Source organism: Pseudomonas sp. BW16M2 (assembly GCF_014268865.1).
Taxonomy (GTDB): domain Bacteria; phylum Pseudomonadota; class Gammaproteobacteria; order Pseudomonadales; family Pseudomonadaceae; genus Aquipseudomonas; species Aquipseudomonas peradeniyensis.
The window spans coordinates 1-14,657 of sequence record NZ_JABWRI010000015.1; the positions used below are offsets into that span (position 1 = coordinate 1).

Consider the following 14,657-nt stretch of genomic DNA (forward strand, 5'->3'; position numbering starts at 1 on the left):
GGAGGACCGCGCTGAACGCCCCATCCTGGGGCGCAGCGCTTGACGGGCATCCATGCCCGTCACCTCCCTCCGCAAGACCTGCGTTCGGCCTCCTGAAGTCGCAATTGGCGTTGCCTGAACTACCGCGCGCTTAGAAGCAAAAGCAAAAGCAACGGCAAGGGCAAGGGCAAGGGCAAGGGCAAGGGCAAGGGCAAGGGCAAGGGCAAGGGCAAGGGCAAGGGCAGGATGCCATGAGTGGTTGCGAACCACTGCCCCGGCGCATTGTCCCTATACTCCGAAGCACCGCTTCACACCACGACCTTCGCAGGTGGGTTTGCCCTCACGCTTGTGTCATCATGCTCCGACCGCCGGTTTAGCCTCTTTAATAAGCCTCTATGAACAAATCCTACGCATTGCTGCTTGCCCTCGCCCTGCTTCAAGGCTGCCAGAGCCTGGCCCCGAAGACGGACGCCCAGTCGCCCGCCGTCGACGCCGGCAAGAGCGCGGAAAAGCCCGTGGTGTACGGATCGTTCAAGCAGGACACCCTGTACAGCCTGCTGGTGGCGGAGCTGGCCGGCCAGCGCAACCGCTTTGACATCGCCCTGGCCAACTACGTCGACGAGGCCGAAAAAACCCAGGATCCGGCCGTCTCCGAACGTGCCTATCGCATCGCCGAATACCTCGGCGCCGACGAGCCAGCCCTGGACACCGCACTGATCTGGGCTCGCAACGATCCGCAGAACCTCGACGCCCAGCGCGCCGCGGCCATCCAGCTGGCCCGCGCCGGACGCTACGACGATTCCATGACCTACATGGAAAAGGTGCTGCAGGGCCAGGGCGACACCCACTTCGATTTCCTCGCCCTGGCGGCCGCCGAGACCGACCAGAGCACCCGTGACGGCCTGATGCAGAGCTTCGACCGCCTGCTGGTGAAATACCCTGACAACGGCCAGCTGGTGTTCGGCAAGGCCTTGCTGCTGAACCAGGACGACAAGCCACAACAGGCCCTCGACCTGCTCGAAGCCCATCCGCCGAAGAACGGCGAAATCGCCCCGGTATTGCTGCGCGCCCGCCTGCTGCAGGCCATGGACCGCGGCCCCGAAGCCTTGCCGTTGCTGCGTGGGGCGATCCGCGACAACCCCGAGGACAAGCGCCTGCGCCTGACCTACGCCCGCACCCTGGTCGAGCAGGACCGCATCGACGACGCCAAGGCCGAATTCGAAAGCCTGCTGCAGCAGTACCCTGAAGACGACGAAATCCGCTACTCGCTAGCCCTGGTGTGCCTCGAAACCAAGCACTGGGACGAAGCCGAGGGCTACCTGCAGGAACTGGTCGAACGTGACGCCAACGTCGACGCCGCCCACCTCAACCTGGGCCGCATCCGCGAAGAGCGCAGCCAGCTGGCCGCCGCCCTGCGCGAATACGCCCTGGTCGGCCCCGGCCCGGACTACCTGCCGGCGCAACTGCGCCAGGCCGATATCCTCATCGCCAACGGCCGCAGCGCCGAAGCCTCGCGGATACTCGCCGAAGCCCGCGAGGCCCAGCCGGACTACGCCATCCAGCTGTACCTGATCGAAGCCGAAAGCCTGGGCAACAACGGCAAGGAGGCCCAGGCCGGTCAAGTGCTGGCGCAGGCGATCAAGCGCTACCCGGACGACCTCAACCTGCTCTATACCCGCGCCATGCTCGCCGAGAAGCGCAACGACCTGGCGCAGATGGAGAAAGACCTGCGCGCGATCCTTGCCCGCGAGCCGGAAAACGCCATGGCCCTCAATGCCCTGGGCTACACCCTGGCCGATCGCACCACCCGCTACAGCGAAGCCAAGGCCCTGATCGACAAGGCCCACCAGCTCACCCCCGACGACCCGGCGGTGCTCGACAGCCTGGGCTGGGTGGCCTATCGCATGGGCAACCTCGAGGAAGCCGAACGCCAGCTGCGCCTGGCCTTCGAGCGCTTCCCCGACCATGAAGTCGCCGCCCACCTGGGCGAAGTCCTCTGGGCCAACGGCAAACGCCGCGAAGCCCGCCAAGTCTGGGCCAAGGGCTTCGAAGCCCAGGCCGACAGCCCCATCCTGCGCAAGACCCTGCTGCGCCTGACCGGATCCGAGAGCCTGTAAACCATGTTCCTGCGTCATTGCATCACCTTCACCCTCATCGCCCTGCTCGCTGGCTGCGCCGGCTTCGGCAGCAAGGAAGCCGTACAGGGCCAGGGCAACCCGCAGCTGTGGCGCGAGCACAAACAGCAGCTCGGCAGCCTCGACGGCTGGCAGATCAACGGCAAGGTCGGCATCCGCGCCCCACGCGACTCCGGCAGCGGCACCTTGTTCTGGCTGCAACGCCAGGACTACTACGACATCCGCCTGGCCGGGCCACTGGGCCGCGGTGCGGCGCGCCTGACCGGACGCCCCGGCGGCGTGGTGCTGGAAGTGGCCAACCAGGGCCGCTACGAGGCCGCCAACCCCGAGGCGCTGCTGGAAGAGCAACTGGGCTGGCGCCTGCCGGTGTCGCACCTGGTCTGGTGGGTGCGCGGCCTGCCCGCTCCGGACAGCAAGAGCCAGCTGACCCTCGACGGCGACAGCCGCCTGGCCAGCCTTCACCAGGATGGCTGGCAGGTCGAGTACCTGAGCTATGTGGAGCAGAACGGCTACTGGCTGCCCGAGCGCCTCAAGCTGCACGGCGAGAACATCGACGTGACCCTGGTGGTCAAGGACTGGCAGCCACGCCAGCTGGGGCATTAATACAATGCAGAAACTGACCCTGCCCGCCCCAGCCAAGCTCAACCTCTGGCTGCACATCACCGGCCGCCGCGCCGACGGCTACCACGAGCTGGAAACCGTGTTCCAGTTCCTCGAGCACGGCGACGAACTGAGCTTCGCCCTGCGCGAGGACGGCCAGATCCGCCTGCGGACTGAAATTGAAGGCGTGCCCCACGACAGCAACCTGATCGTCCGCGCCGCGCGCCTGCTGCAGGCACAGTCCGGCACCCCGCTCGGCGCCGACATCTGGCTGCACAAGGTATTGCCCATGGGCGGCGGCATCGGTGGCGGCAGCTCGGACGCTGCCACCACCCTGCTGGCGCTCGCCCACCTGTGGCAGCTGGACTGGGATGAAGACCGCCTGGCCAGCCTGGGCCTGTCACTCGGCGCCGACGTGCCGGTGTTTGTCCGTGGCCACGCGGCCTTCGCCCAGGGTGTCGGCGAGCAGCTGACCCCGGTCGACCCCGAGGAACCCTGGTATGTCGTGCTGGTGCCGCAAGTGTCTGTCAGCACAGCGGAAATTTTTTCGCATCCGGAGTTGACACGTGATTCCCTCCCCCTTAAGATGCGCCCCGTTCCCGAGGGAAACAGTCGAAATGACTGCCAACCGGTAGTAGAGCAACGGTATCCTGAAGTTCGCAATGCGCTGATTTCACTGGGTAAATTCACCGAAGCCCGAATGACCGGAACTGGAAGTTGTGTGTTTGGGGCCTTCCCAAGCAAAGCCGAAGCTGATAGAGTTCTGGCCCTTCTTTCAGAGACCCAAACAGGGTTTGTGGCGAAAGGAAGCAATGTTTCGATGTTGCATCGCAAGCTGCAAGTTCTGATCAAGAAGTCGAGTTCATAAGAATTCGCAGCAACAGATACAGGGGCGTCGCCAAGCGGTAAGGCAGCAGGTTTTGATCCTGCCATGCGTTGGTTCGAATCCAGCCGCCCCTGCCATTTCTTATACTCATCCAGGTTACCCTCAGCCTTCAGGTACTGCGCGTGTCCAAGATGATGGTCTTCACGGGGAATGCCAACCCCGATCTGGCTCGGCGTGTCGTACGTCAGCTGCATATTCCACTGGGTGATGTTTCTGTCGGTAAATTCTCCGACGGCGAAATCAGTGCTGAAATCAATGAAAATGTCCGCGGTAAGGACGTCTTCATCATTCAGCCCACCTGTGCTCCAACCAACGACAATCTGATGGAACTGGTCGTGATGGCAGATGCCTTCCGCCGCTCCTCAGCGTCGCGAATCACCGCCGTGATTCCCTACTTCGGATACGCCCGCCAGGACCGCCGTCCGCGTTCGGCACGTGTAGCCATCAGCGCCAAAGTCGTCGCTGACATGCTCACTGTCGTGGGTATCGACCGTGTACTCACCGTCGACCTGCACGCTGACCAGATCCAGGGTTTCTTCGATATCCCCGTCGACAACATCTACGGCTCGCCCGTACTGGTCGACGACATTGAGGACCAGCGTTTCGAGAACCTGATGATCGTTTCCCCGGACATCGGTGGCGTGGTGCGTGCTCGCGCCGTCGCCAAGTCCCTGGGCGTCGATCTCGGGATCATCGACAAGCGCCGCGAAAAGGCTAACCACTCCGAGGTTATGCACATCATCGGCGACGTCGAAGGACGCACCTGCATCCTGGTAGACGACATGGTCGACACCGCCGGCACCCTGTGTCACGCGGCCAAGGCCCTGAAAGAACACGGTGCCGCCAAGGTCTACGCCTACTGCACGCACCCTGTCCTGTCGGGCCGCGCGATCGAGAACATCGAGAAGTCGGTACTGGACGAGCTGGTGGTGACCAACACCGTGCCGCTGTCCGCCGCTGCTCAAGCCTGTGACCGTATCCGCCAGCTGGATATCGCACCGGTTGTCGCTGAAGCGGTCCGCCGCATCAGCAATGAAGAATCGATCAGCGCGATGTTCCGCTAAGCGGAACACTCGCTGACGAAAAGCGCCCCGCCCCAACACTGGTTGTTGGGGCGGGGCTTTTTTGCCATCCCCGTCTGGCGCTGGTCGCAAACGCCTTTCGGGAGGCTAATTTGGAGAAACAAAATGACTGACTTCATCCTGAACGCCCAAGCGCGTACTGACCTGGGGAAAGGTGCGAGCCGCCGCCTGCGTCACTCCGCCAACATCCCTGCCGTTGTCTACGGTGGCGATAAAGAAGCCCAATCCCTGACCATCGTGGCCAAGGAAATCGCCAAGCTGTTCGAAAACGAAGCTGCCTTCAGCCACGTGATCGAACTGAACGTCGATGGCGCCAAGCAGAACGTCGTGGTCAAGGCCATGCAGCGTCACCCGGCCAAAGGCTTCATCATGCACGCCGACTTCGTTCGCGTCGTTGCTGGCCAGAAGCTGACCGCCAAGGTTCCAGTTCACTTCGTCGGTGAAGAAGCCCCGATCAAGAAAGGCGGCGAGATCTCGCACGTCGTTTCCGAGATCGAAGTGTCCTGCGAAGCCAAGGACCTGCCTGAGTTCATCGAAGTCGACCTGTCCAAGGCCGAAGTCGGCACCATCATCCACCTGTCGGACCTGAAAGCTCCGAAAGGCGTAGAGTTCGTTGCTCTGGCCCACGGTGATGACAAAGCTGTTGCCAACGTCCACGCCCCGCGCGTTGCCGCTGAAGCTGCTGAAGGCGCTGCCGAGTAATCCACTCGCACGCCGGCGTTGATCGGGTTACAGTGCCGCGCGCACCGTAACCCACCAACTCCAAGGAAGAGCCCCTGACGTGACCGCCATCCAGTTGATCGTCGGCCTGGGTAACCCCGGCCCCGAATACGAACAGACCCGGCATAACGCAGGGGCTCTTTTCGTTGAACGCCTCGCCAGCGCCCAGCGCGTTTCGCTGTCCGCTGACAAAAAGTATTTCGGCCTGACGGCTAAATTCAGCCATCAGGGCAACGATGTTCGCCTGTTGATCCCCACCACCTACATGAACCGTAGCGGCCAGTCCGTGGCGGCTCTGGCCAATTTCTTCCGCATCAAGCCGGAAGCGATCCTGGTGGCCCACGACGAACTCGACCTGCCTCCCGGCGTCGCCAAGCTCAAGAGAGGCGGCGGCCACGGTGGGCACAACGGCCTGCGCGACATCATCGCGCAGCTCGGCAACCAGAACGACTTCCACCGCCTGCGGCTCGGCATCGGCCACCCGGGCGACGCCAAACTGGTCTCCAACTTCGTCCTGGGCCGGGCGCCACGCGCCGAGCAGGAGAAGCTCGACGCCAGCATCGATTTTGCCCTCGGCGTGATGCCCGACGTGCTGGCCGGCGACTTCGCCAAGGCCATGCGCGAACTGCACAGCCAGAAGGCCTGACACTTTACGAAAGGGGAATACCCATGGGTTTCAATTGCGGCATCGTCGGCCTGCCCAACGTCGGCAAGTCCACCCTGTTCAACGCCCTGACCAAGTCCGGCATCGCGGCGGAGAACTTCCCCTTCTGCACCATCGAGCCGAACAGCGGCATCGTGCCGATGCCCGACGCGCGCCTCAACGCGCTGGCCGAGATCGTCAAGCCGAACCGCATCCTGCCGACCACCATGGAGTTCGTCGACATCGCCGGCCTGGTCGCCGGTGCCTCCAAGGGTGAAGGCCTGGGCAACAAGTTCCTCGCCAACATCCGCGAGACCGACGCCATCGCCCACGTGGTGCGCTGCTTCGAAGACGAGAACGTGATCCACGTCTCCAACAGCGTCGATCCCAAGCGCGACATCGAGATCATCGACCTCGAACTGATCTTCGCCGACCTCGACAGCTGCGAAAAGCAACTGCAGAAGGTCGCCCGCAACGCCAAGGGCGGCGACAAGGAAGCCCTGGCACAGAAGGCCATCCTCGAGCAGCTCATCCCCCACTTCACCGAAGGCAAGCCTGCGCGCAGCCTGATGAAGAACATGAGCGCCGAAGACAAGGCGGTGATCCGCGGCTTCCACCTGCTGACCAGCAAACCGGTCATGTACATCGCCAACGTTGCCGAAGACGGCTTCGACAACAACCCGCACCTGGACGTGGTCAAGGCCATTGCCGAGGAAGAAGGCGCGGTGGTGGTACCGGTGTGCAACAAGATCGAAGCCGAAATCGCCGAACTGGACGACGGTGAAGAGAAGGACATGTTCCTCGAGGCCCTGGGCCTGGAAGAGCCTGGCCTGAACCGCGTGATCCGCGCCGGTTACGAGCTGCTCAACCTGCAGACCTACTTCACCGCTGGCGTGCAGGAAGTCCGTGCCTGGACCGTGCGCGTGGGCGCCACCGCCCCACAGGCGGCCGGCGTGATCCACACCGACTTCGAGAAAGGCTTCATCCGCGCCGAAGTGGTGGCCTACGACGACTTCATCCAGTTCAAGGGTGAGGGCGGCGCCAAGGAAGCCGGCAAGTGGCGCCTTGAAGGCAAGGACTACATCGTCAAGGACGGTGACGTGATGCACTTCCGCTTCAACGTCTGATGCCCCGCTCCTGAAAAAACCCGCTCCGGCGGGTTTTTTTTCGCCTGCAGAAAAGCCCTACAACCCGCGCCCGCAAAGACCGACATGCATATCGGCAAATTTGCATGCCCAAATATTTCCATAAATGCATTGACTGCATATGCATTCATGCATAACCTGTATCTCAAGCCGGACAGCAACCGGTTGTGACACAGGCAGCGATGAACAGGCCTCGACTGTTCAGAGGGTTGGCAACTGGCCCGGGTGTGCAGCGTAAAGCACCACGATCAGTTTTCCGGCGGGCAGACGGCCGCGGTCGGAGTCACCAATTCGAAGCGTAACCGCATGGCGTCACCAGTCGTGGCCAGCGGTTCGACAACGCATTACTGAAAAGCCTGCATGGCGGGCTTTTTGGAATGCCGAGCATGACTTCAGCGGTTCTCCGAACCCTGTGGGAGCGGGCAATCCCCCCCACGTACTCAACGATGAATTTCTCAGCCACCTCGCCCTGTACGGAGGCCTCCCCATGAACCAGTTGAAAGCACTCACCACCTACCTGCTCGAACGCAAGCTGGTGCCTGCCGGGCAACTGCACGCCTGGGCCCAGCAGCTGGACCTGCAACTGGCCTGGACGCCGACCGAGTTGGGCCTGCACATGGGCAACCTGCGCTACCGCGCCCTGTTTGACTTCGACGACTTCAGCGGTCATCCCGGGCGCCTGATGGCGCTCGCCGGCAGCTGGCTGGAAAGCAACGACCCCGGGCGTCACCTGTTCGCCCTGCCGGCCCCGACCCTCGCCGTCAAGCAGAAGGTCCCGGGCAGCGACCTGCTCGACGTGTCGCTGGCCCTGGAGTTCGTCGAGCCTCTTTACCTGACCGAGGACGCAGCCGGCGAGATCGAGGTGTTCGGCAAGACCTGGTCATTCCAACCCTACGATCTGTGGGTCGCCGAGCAAGGCGAAATCGCCCTGCAGGCCAGTCCCCTCCCCTGACCCGATTACCCGGGCAACAACGCCCGACCCGCCCGCGACCTGATCGACAGGTCCTGGCACACCCCTTCAATCACCCCGCTAACGAGGCAACCTATGGCACTCGGTAAAATCAGCGTGAACAATCTCAACCTCGGCCAGGGTGCCGTGACCGAGATCGAACGCTACTTCCTCTTCATCGGCCCCGCCGCCAAGAACGTCGGCAAGCTGTTGACCCTGAACACGGACAGCGACCTGGACAACGAGCTGGGCGTGGCCGCCAGCGACCTGAAGACCCAACTGATCGCCGCCCGGGCCAACGGTGGCGACCGCTGGGCCTGCCTGGCCGCGCCGATCGGCGCCGAGGGCGACTGGGCAAGCGCCCTGGAGTACGCCCAGCAACACGGCTACTCGGTCGAGGGCATCGTCATCACCAAGCCGGCGACCGCCGGCGCGGAACTGCTGGCCATGCACACCGCAGCCGAACAGCTGAACGCCCGCTACGGCCGGCGCTCGTTCGTCCTGGCCGCGTCCGCCGGCATCCTGCCGACCGTGACCTGGTCGGATTACCTGCTCGAGCAGAAGGCGCTCACCGGCGATGTCGCCGCGCCGCGTGTCGTGGTGGTGCCGCAGCTGCACGGCAACGACCTGGGCGTGCTCGCCGGGCGCCTGGCCAACGCCGCCTGGAGCATCGCCGATACCCCGATGCGCGTCGCCAGCGGCCCTGTCCTGGGCCTGGGCGCGGTGCCCGCGGACAAGGACGGCGTGCCACTGCCATCGGCGGTGCGCAGCGAGCTGGACAAGGCACGCTTCTCCGTCTCGCAGACCTACCCGGACTACGAGGGCGTGTACTGGGGCGATGCCAACATGCTCGACACCGCCGCCAGCGACTTCCAGGTCCTGGAATACCTGCGCCTGGCCGACAAGGCCGCCCGCCAGGTCCGCCCGCTGCTGATCCGCCGCATCGGCGACCGTCGCCTGAACAACAGCCCCGCCAGCATGGCCGCCAACACCAGCGCGCTGATGGCGCCGCTGCGACGGATGGCCAAGGCGGTGAAATTCGCCGGCGAAGTGTTCCCCGGCGAAATCCAGCCGCCGCGCGACGGCGACCTGGTCATCGTCTGGAAAAGCCACACCCAGGTGGAAGTGTTCATTCGCATCCGCCCGCACAACTGCCCCAAGGACATCACCGCGAACATCGCGCTGGACCTTTCCCAGGACAACCAGGAGTAACCCATGGCCAAGATCAGTGGCTTGAACTTCGACATCAACGTGGGCGACCTGAAGATCCACGTTGAGAGCGCAACCCTCGACATCGCCGACAACAGCGCCGTGGCGCAAACCAAGGGCGTGCCTGACGGCTGGGTCGCCGGCAACGTGACCGCCAACGGCGAGCTGGAGGTGGACACCAGCAACTTCAACCTGATCATCGAAGCCGCCGCCAAGGCCGGCAGCTTCCGCCAGCTGGGGACCTTCGACCAGCTGTTCTACGCCAAGACCCCCACCGACGAGATCCGCGTCGAGGCCTTCGGCTGCCGCCTCAAGATCTCCAACCTGCTCAACATCGACGCCAAGGGCGGCGAGAAGACCAAGCACAAGCTGCCGTACGACGTCACCAGCCCGGACTTCGTCCACATCAACGGCGTGCCGTACCTGTCCTTCGCCGAGGTCGAGGGCCTGAGCTGATGGTGTGCCCATTCGACCGCGCCCAGGCCCTGGAACAGCTCAGGCGTGATCTGGCGATCGCCGCCGTCCGTGGCCGACGCGTGGCGACTGGGCCCAGCCTCACCCACTGCACGGACTGCGGCGACGAGATCGCCGAGGCGCGCCGCGCCCTGGGCGGCATGCGCCGCTGCGTTCCCTGCCAACAGCTACACGAGCGCGGCCGCTGAACACGGCGCCCGCCACGTTCTTTTCGATTCCCGTATTCCAATGGAGTAGTACCCCATGACCCAACGCACCGAAATCACCCTGGAAGTCGGCGACCTGTCCCTGGACTTCGCCATCGATCCAGCGCTGATGACCAAGTACATCAACGCCCTGACCCCCTCCAACAAGGTCGCCCCGGCCAACAACCTGCTGGTTACCGCCGTGAAGCCCGAGCACAAGGACCAGCTCAAGCCGCTGCTGGCCAACCCGATGACCGTTATCCAGCTGGCCGGCGCCCTGGTCGAGGAGTACGCCCCGACCGTGGAAGTCACCGTAAAAAAGCGCTCGGCCACGCAGAGCGACTGACCGAGGACGGCCTGGGCCAGCTGCTGGCCCTGGCCGAACGCTGGCTGCCCGGTGCGCCGTCCACGCCCGAGAACCTGGGCACGGCCAAGTGGCTGGAGGACGAGCACTGGCGGCGAATGGAAATCGCCATCGCCAACGGCATCGCCCGTGCATTCAATGGAGGCTGACATCCCATGAGCGCGAACAACGCAATCAGCCGGCTGGATTTCATCCTGTCGCTGACCGATAAAGTCACCGCGCCGCTGGCGAGGGTGACCCAAGGATTCAACACACTGACCGAGAAAAGCCAGGCCGCCATCAAGCAGATCAGCGAGGGCACGCAGAAGCTGCAAAGCTCTGCCGGCAGCTTTGGCACCTTCCTTGAGCCCGCCCTGGAAATGAACCGTGCCCTTGGGGATGTGCGCTCGCTCGGCGTGGCCGAGGACGCCCTGGAAGCCTTGAACAAGAAAGCCCTGATGTTCTCCATCGCCTATGGCGAGAACGCCCGGGACTTCGTCGCCTCGGCGTACAAGATCGAGGGCGCGATCAAAGGTCTGTCCGGTTCCCAGCTGGCCACATTCACCTACGCCAGCAGCGTGCTGGCCAAGGCCACCAAGTCCGACCAGGGCGTGATGGCCGAGTATGTCGGCACGATGTACAACCTGCACAAGCAGCAGGCCGACGCCATGGGCAAGGGCCAGTGGGTCAAGATCCTGGGCGGGCAGACCGCCCTGGCGGTCCAACTGTTCCGCACCAGCGGCGAACAGATGAAGGATGGCTTCAAGGAGGCCGGCGCCCAGGCCTCCGCCGCCGGCATCGGCCTGGCCGAGCAGATGGCCGTGATCGGCAGCCTGTCCGGCAGCATGGACGGCAGCGCGGCCGGCGGGCTTTACAAAGCCTTCTTCGAGAACATCGAGGACGCCTCGGACAAGCTCGGCATGAAGTTCACCGACGCCAATGGCAAGGTCCTGCCGATGCTCGACATCCTGGCCAAGCTGCAGGGCAAGTTCGGCGACCTGCGCGGCGCGGCGGCCAACGCCAAGATCACCGAGGCCTTCGGCGGTGAGGCGGCCCAGCTCATCGGCGCCCTGGCCCAGGACACCGACCGCCTGAAGAACGGCATCGACAAACTCGGCCAGGTACGCGGCCTGGAACAGGCCGAACAGATGGCCAAGGCCATGGTCGACCCCTGGCAGCAGTTCGGCGCTGCGGTAAAAGGACTGCGCATCGCCTTCGGCCAGGCGCTGATTCCCATCCTGCAACCGCTGATGACACGCCTGGTCGAGATCGCCCAGACCCTGGTCCGCTGGATCAAGCTGTTTCCCAACATCACCCGGGTGATCGCCATCGCCACCCTGGCGATCCTTGGCACCAGCGCCGCGCTGACCGTGCTTGCAGTGCTGAGCGGACTGGCCCGGATAGCCATGCTGGGGGCACAGGCCGCCTGGGCCCTGCTCAACATGACCGGTTTGAAGAGCATCTTCATGTTCCTCCGGCACGCCTTTGTGCTGTCGATCTTCCTGACAAGCCTGATCGCCATGTACGCCTGGATGGGGATCGTGAGGCTCGCCACCCTTGCCTGGCAAGGCGCGCTCTGGCTGGTGAACGCCGCACTCCTGGCCAACCCGATCATCCTCATCATCGCGGGCATCATCGCACTGGTCGCTGCCGTGGTCCTGGTCATCGCCTACTGGGACGAGCTCAAGGCCGCGTTCCTGGACAGCGCCGCCTTCCAGTGGGTCAGCGCACAGCTGGACGCACTGAGCAAGTGGTTCACCGACATGGGGGGCTGGACCGGCATGGCCAAGGCGGCCTGGGACGGCATCGTCAAGATCTTCCGCAGTTCACTCGACCAGGTGATCGAGTGGTTGAACAAGATCCCGGGCGTCAACATCGAGACCTCCTTCGCCGATCTGCCGGAAGCACCCAAGGTGCCAGGGCTTGCCAGCCAGGTCGCGCCGATCGGCGTACTGCCCATGAGCAACACGCAGCCACTGCTCAAGACCCTGATGCAGGTGCCATCAGCGGCCCCGCACACGGCTTCGATGGCACCCGCTGCCCTCGCCCCCAGCATGGCCAGCGCGCCGGTCGAGCAACTCGAGCAGCAGCGCCAGCGCATGACCCAGACCGCACTCAACCTCTCGCCGGCCAGCCCGACGAGCGTTCCCCAGGGAGGCCTGATGAACCAGATCCAGAACACCACCCAGACGCAAGACCGGCGCATGCATGTCGAGAAGGTGGAGATCAACACCAGCAAGGCCATGAACCCGCTGGAGCTGGAACAGATGATGGCAATGGCGGTGGGCTGATGAGTGACTACATCGACCTGCTGATCCACGACAACGACCTGGTCCTGGACCCCTCCCACCAACCGCTGCTGATCGAGGACCGGGCCAGCATCGCCCAGGACATCGCCCACATGATCCGCGACAGCGGCCTGCTGGTGACCCTGGTGGCCGAGCGCAGCCGCCAGCGCCAGGCCGACTGCATCCTGCAACTGGAGCTGCTGGTGGAGGACGACGAGCGCCTGCTGCCGGGTACGGCCCGCGTCCTGGAAGAGCATCCGGGCCGCTACCTGGTCACGGCGAAAACCCTGAAATTCGGTGATATCGAGGTATACTTGTGAGCGACTTGGACTTTCGCAAGGTGCTGGCCGACGCCGGCATTCCCACCACTGAGGCGGCCCTGCACCAGGCCTGGGAGGCCGAAGTGGCCGCCCAGGGCAGCAAGCTCAGCAACACCAGCGCCTACTCGCCGTTCTGGCGCGTGGTGACGGCGCTGGTGACCAAGCCGGTGCTGTGGCTGGTCGGTTTCATCAGCGACACCGTGCTGCCCAACTTCTTCGTCAAGACGGCCAGCGGCGCCTGGCTGGACAGCCTGGCCTGGGCGGTGAACGTCGAGCGCAAGGGCGCGACCAAGGCCCAGGGCCAGCTGTTGTTCACCCGTGAGAACAGCGCCGGCGAGCTGCTGATGCGCGCCGGCGTCGTGGTGCAATCCGCCGCGATCAACGGCCACGTCTACCAGCTGGTGACGGTCGAGGATGCTGTGTTCCCCGACGGCCGCCTGCAACAGTCGGTCAAGGTCCAGGCGCAGCAGGTAGGCAGCGGCTACAACCTGGCGCCCGGCTACTACGCCATCCTGCCCGAGCCGGTGCAGGGGATCGTCCAGGTGGTCAACGACGACGGCTGGATGACCTCGCCCGGAGCCGACCCCGAGCCCGACGATCAGCTGCGCCTGCGCACCCGCAACCAGTTCAGCGCGGTCAACCAGTGGCACACCGACGCGGTCTACCGCGCCATGATCGCCGCCTTCCCGGGGGTGCGCCCCGATGGCGTGTACTTCCTCCACGACGCACCGCGTGGTCCGGGCAGCGCCAACGCCTACGTGCTGTTCGACGCCGACGTGCCGGCGGAATCGTACCTGGAGCAGATCAACGCCCACGTGCGCGACCAAGGCAACCACGGCCACGGCGACGACCTGCTGGTGATGGTCATGCCCGAGACCCGCCACGACATCGCGCTGACGGTCTGGCCGCAGGCGAACCTGACGGCGAAGCGGCGCGAGGCGCTACAGCAAGGCATCACCCAGTTCATCCGTGCGGCGTTCCGCGAAAGCACGGCCAGCGACTATCGCCCGACCCTGACCTACCCACAGTCGCGGTTCTCCTTCAGCCGCCTGGCCGAAGAACTGCACCAGGCCTTCGCCGACATCGAGTCGCTGCATTTCGCCAGCGAGGACATCGTCTCGCAGCTGAGCATCGCGCGCATCGCCAACCTGCGGGTGGACCTGGTATGAGCCCGCTGAAACTGCCGTTCTGGCTCGCCGGCACCGAACTGACCAAGCTCAAGGACGCCGCCCAGGCCTGGTGGGCCAGGGTGACCGAGTGGCTGCGCTGGCCGCTGCTGCAGATGGACGCCGAAACCTGCCACCTCACCGTGCTGGACCTGCTCGCCTGGCAGCGGGACATCACCCGCTTCAAGGACGAACCGGAACGCCTGTACCGGCTGCGGGTGAAGTTCGCCTTCATCAACGCGGTCGATGCCGGCAGCACAGCAGGGCTCAAGCGCATCCTGCGCCGGCTCGGCGTGGGCTATGTCGAGATCGACGAACGCCTGGCCGGCCGCGACTGGGACGTGGTCCTGCTGCGCCTTTCCGACTCGCAGCTGTCGGAGAACCCCGAGCTGCTGCGGGTACTGATCCAGCAGTACGGCCGGACCTGCCGCCGCTACGACTTCGTCAGCATCACCCCCGTCACCCTGCGCATCGGCGCAGCTCAATTCAACGACGACCAGCAGACGCTGGTCGCCACGCTTTAGGAGTCCGCC

General features: G+C 64.5%; 16 protein-coding genes and 1 tRNA gene. All 17 read left to right on the forward strand.

Features of this window, described 5'->3' with window-relative positions; translation table 11 throughout:
• The first annotated feature begins 374 nt into the window (after window positions 1-374).
• The 17 genes from HU735_RS15030 to HU735_RS15110 all read left to right on the forward strand — a co-directional run bounded on the left by HU735_RS15030 (window position 375) and on the right by HU735_RS15110 (window position 14,648).
• Window positions 375-2,096, forward strand: coding sequence for a tetratricopeptide repeat protein (locus tag HU735_RS15030; protein ID WP_186714149.1), 1,722 nt, complete (start codon window positions 375-377; stop codon window positions 2,094-2,096).
• Window positions 2,097-2,099: 3 nt separating this feature from the next.
• A complete protein-coding gene (gene lolB / locus HU735_RS15035; protein WP_028691147.1) occupies window positions 2,100-2,717 on the forward strand; it encodes a lipoprotein insertase outer membrane protein LolB in 618 nt (205 codons plus the stop codon).
• A gap of 4 nt (window positions 2,718-2,721) precedes the next feature.
• Window positions 2,722-3,582: a 4-(cytidine 5'-diphospho)-2-C-methyl-D-erythritol kinase gene (gene ispE, locus HU735_RS15040; protein WP_186714150.1), complete on the forward strand. Its 861-nt coding sequence runs from the start codon at window positions 2,722-2,724 to the stop codon at window positions 3,580-3,582.
• Window positions 3,583-3,602: 20 nt separating this feature from the next.
• Window positions 3,603-3,677: transfer RNA gene (locus HU735_RS15045), tRNA-Gln, on the forward strand.
• A 45-nt stretch (window positions 3,678-3,722) separates the two neighbouring features.
• Entirely contained in the window at window positions 3,723-4,664 is a 942-nt protein-coding gene (locus HU735_RS15050; RefSeq protein ID WP_016391678.1) for a ribose-phosphate pyrophosphokinase, read from the forward strand.
• Between the two features lie 123 nt (window positions 4,665-4,787).
• The gene (locus HU735_RS15055) at window positions 4,788-5,384 is read left to right on the forward strand and encodes a 50S ribosomal protein L25/general stress protein Ctc (protein ID WP_011532196.1); all 597 of its coding nucleotides are present in this window, start codon (window positions 4,788-4,790) and stop codon (window positions 5,382-5,384) included.
• 79 nt (window positions 5,385-5,463) lie between these two features.
• Window positions 5,464-6,048 carry an aminoacyl-tRNA hydrolase gene (gene pth / locus HU735_RS15060; protein ID WP_023629555.1) on the forward strand — a complete coding sequence of 195 codons (585 nt, stop codon included), beginning with the start codon at window positions 5,464-5,466 and terminating at the stop codon, window positions 6,046-6,048.
• A 23-nt stretch (window positions 6,049-6,071) separates the two neighbouring features.
• On the forward strand, window positions 6,072-7,172 hold the full coding sequence (gene ychF / locus HU735_RS15065; protein WP_028691150.1) for a redox-regulated ATPase YchF: 1,101 nt from the start codon (window positions 6,072-6,074) through the stop codon (window positions 7,170-7,172).
• Window positions 7,173-7,677: 505 nt separating this feature from the next.
• Window positions 7,678-8,142: a phage tail protein gene (locus HU735_RS15070; protein ID WP_186714151.1), complete on the forward strand. Its 465-nt coding sequence runs from the start codon at window positions 7,678-7,680 to the stop codon at window positions 8,140-8,142.
• A 93-nt stretch (window positions 8,143-8,235) separates the two neighbouring features.
• Window positions 8,236-9,351, forward strand: coding sequence for a DUF2586 domain-containing protein (locus tag HU735_RS15075; protein WP_088852559.1), 1,116 nt, complete (start codon window positions 8,236-8,238; stop codon window positions 9,349-9,351).
• A 3-nt stretch (window positions 9,352-9,354) separates the two neighbouring features.
• Window positions 9,355-9,804 (forward strand): phage protein, encoded by a 450-nt coding sequence (locus tag HU735_RS15080; protein WP_186714152.1) that lies wholly within the window; start codon window positions 9,355-9,357, stop codon window positions 9,802-9,804.
• Window positions 9,804-10,010, forward strand: a complete 207-nt coding sequence (locus tag HU735_RS15085; protein WP_050703721.1) for a TraR/DksA family transcriptional regulator — start codon at window positions 9,804-9,806, stop codon at window positions 10,008-10,010. The genes HU735_RS15080 and HU735_RS15085 overlap by 1 nt, the downstream gene beginning before the upstream one ends.
• A gap of 55 nt (window positions 10,011-10,065) precedes the next feature.
• Window positions 10,066-10,353, forward strand: a complete 288-nt coding sequence (locus tag HU735_RS15090; RefSeq protein WP_050703720.1) for a putative phage tail assembly chaperone — start codon at window positions 10,066-10,068, stop codon at window positions 10,351-10,353.
• A gap of 173 nt (window positions 10,354-10,526) precedes the next feature.
• A complete protein-coding gene (locus tag HU735_RS15095) occupies window positions 10,527-12,641 on the forward strand; it encodes a phage tail tape measure protein (protein ID WP_186714153.1) in 2,115 nt (704 codons plus the stop codon).
• Entirely contained in the window at window positions 12,641-12,958 is a 318-nt protein-coding gene (locus HU735_RS15100) for a DUF2590 family protein (protein WP_088852557.1), read from the forward strand. Before HU735_RS15095 ends, HU735_RS15100 begins: the two co-directional genes overlap by 1 nt.
• Window positions 12,955-14,127 (forward strand): baseplate J/gp47 family protein, encoded by a 1,173-nt coding sequence (locus tag HU735_RS15105; RefSeq protein WP_050703717.1) that lies wholly within the window; start codon window positions 12,955-12,957, stop codon window positions 14,125-14,127. The genes HU735_RS15100 and HU735_RS15105 overlap by 4 nt, the downstream gene beginning before the upstream one ends.
• Window positions 14,124-14,648, forward strand: a complete 525-nt coding sequence (locus tag HU735_RS15110) for a phage tail protein (protein WP_050703716.1) — start codon at window positions 14,124-14,126, stop codon at window positions 14,646-14,648. Before HU735_RS15105 ends, HU735_RS15110 begins: the two co-directional genes overlap by 4 nt.
• Window positions 14,649-14,657: the final 9 nt, after the last annotated feature.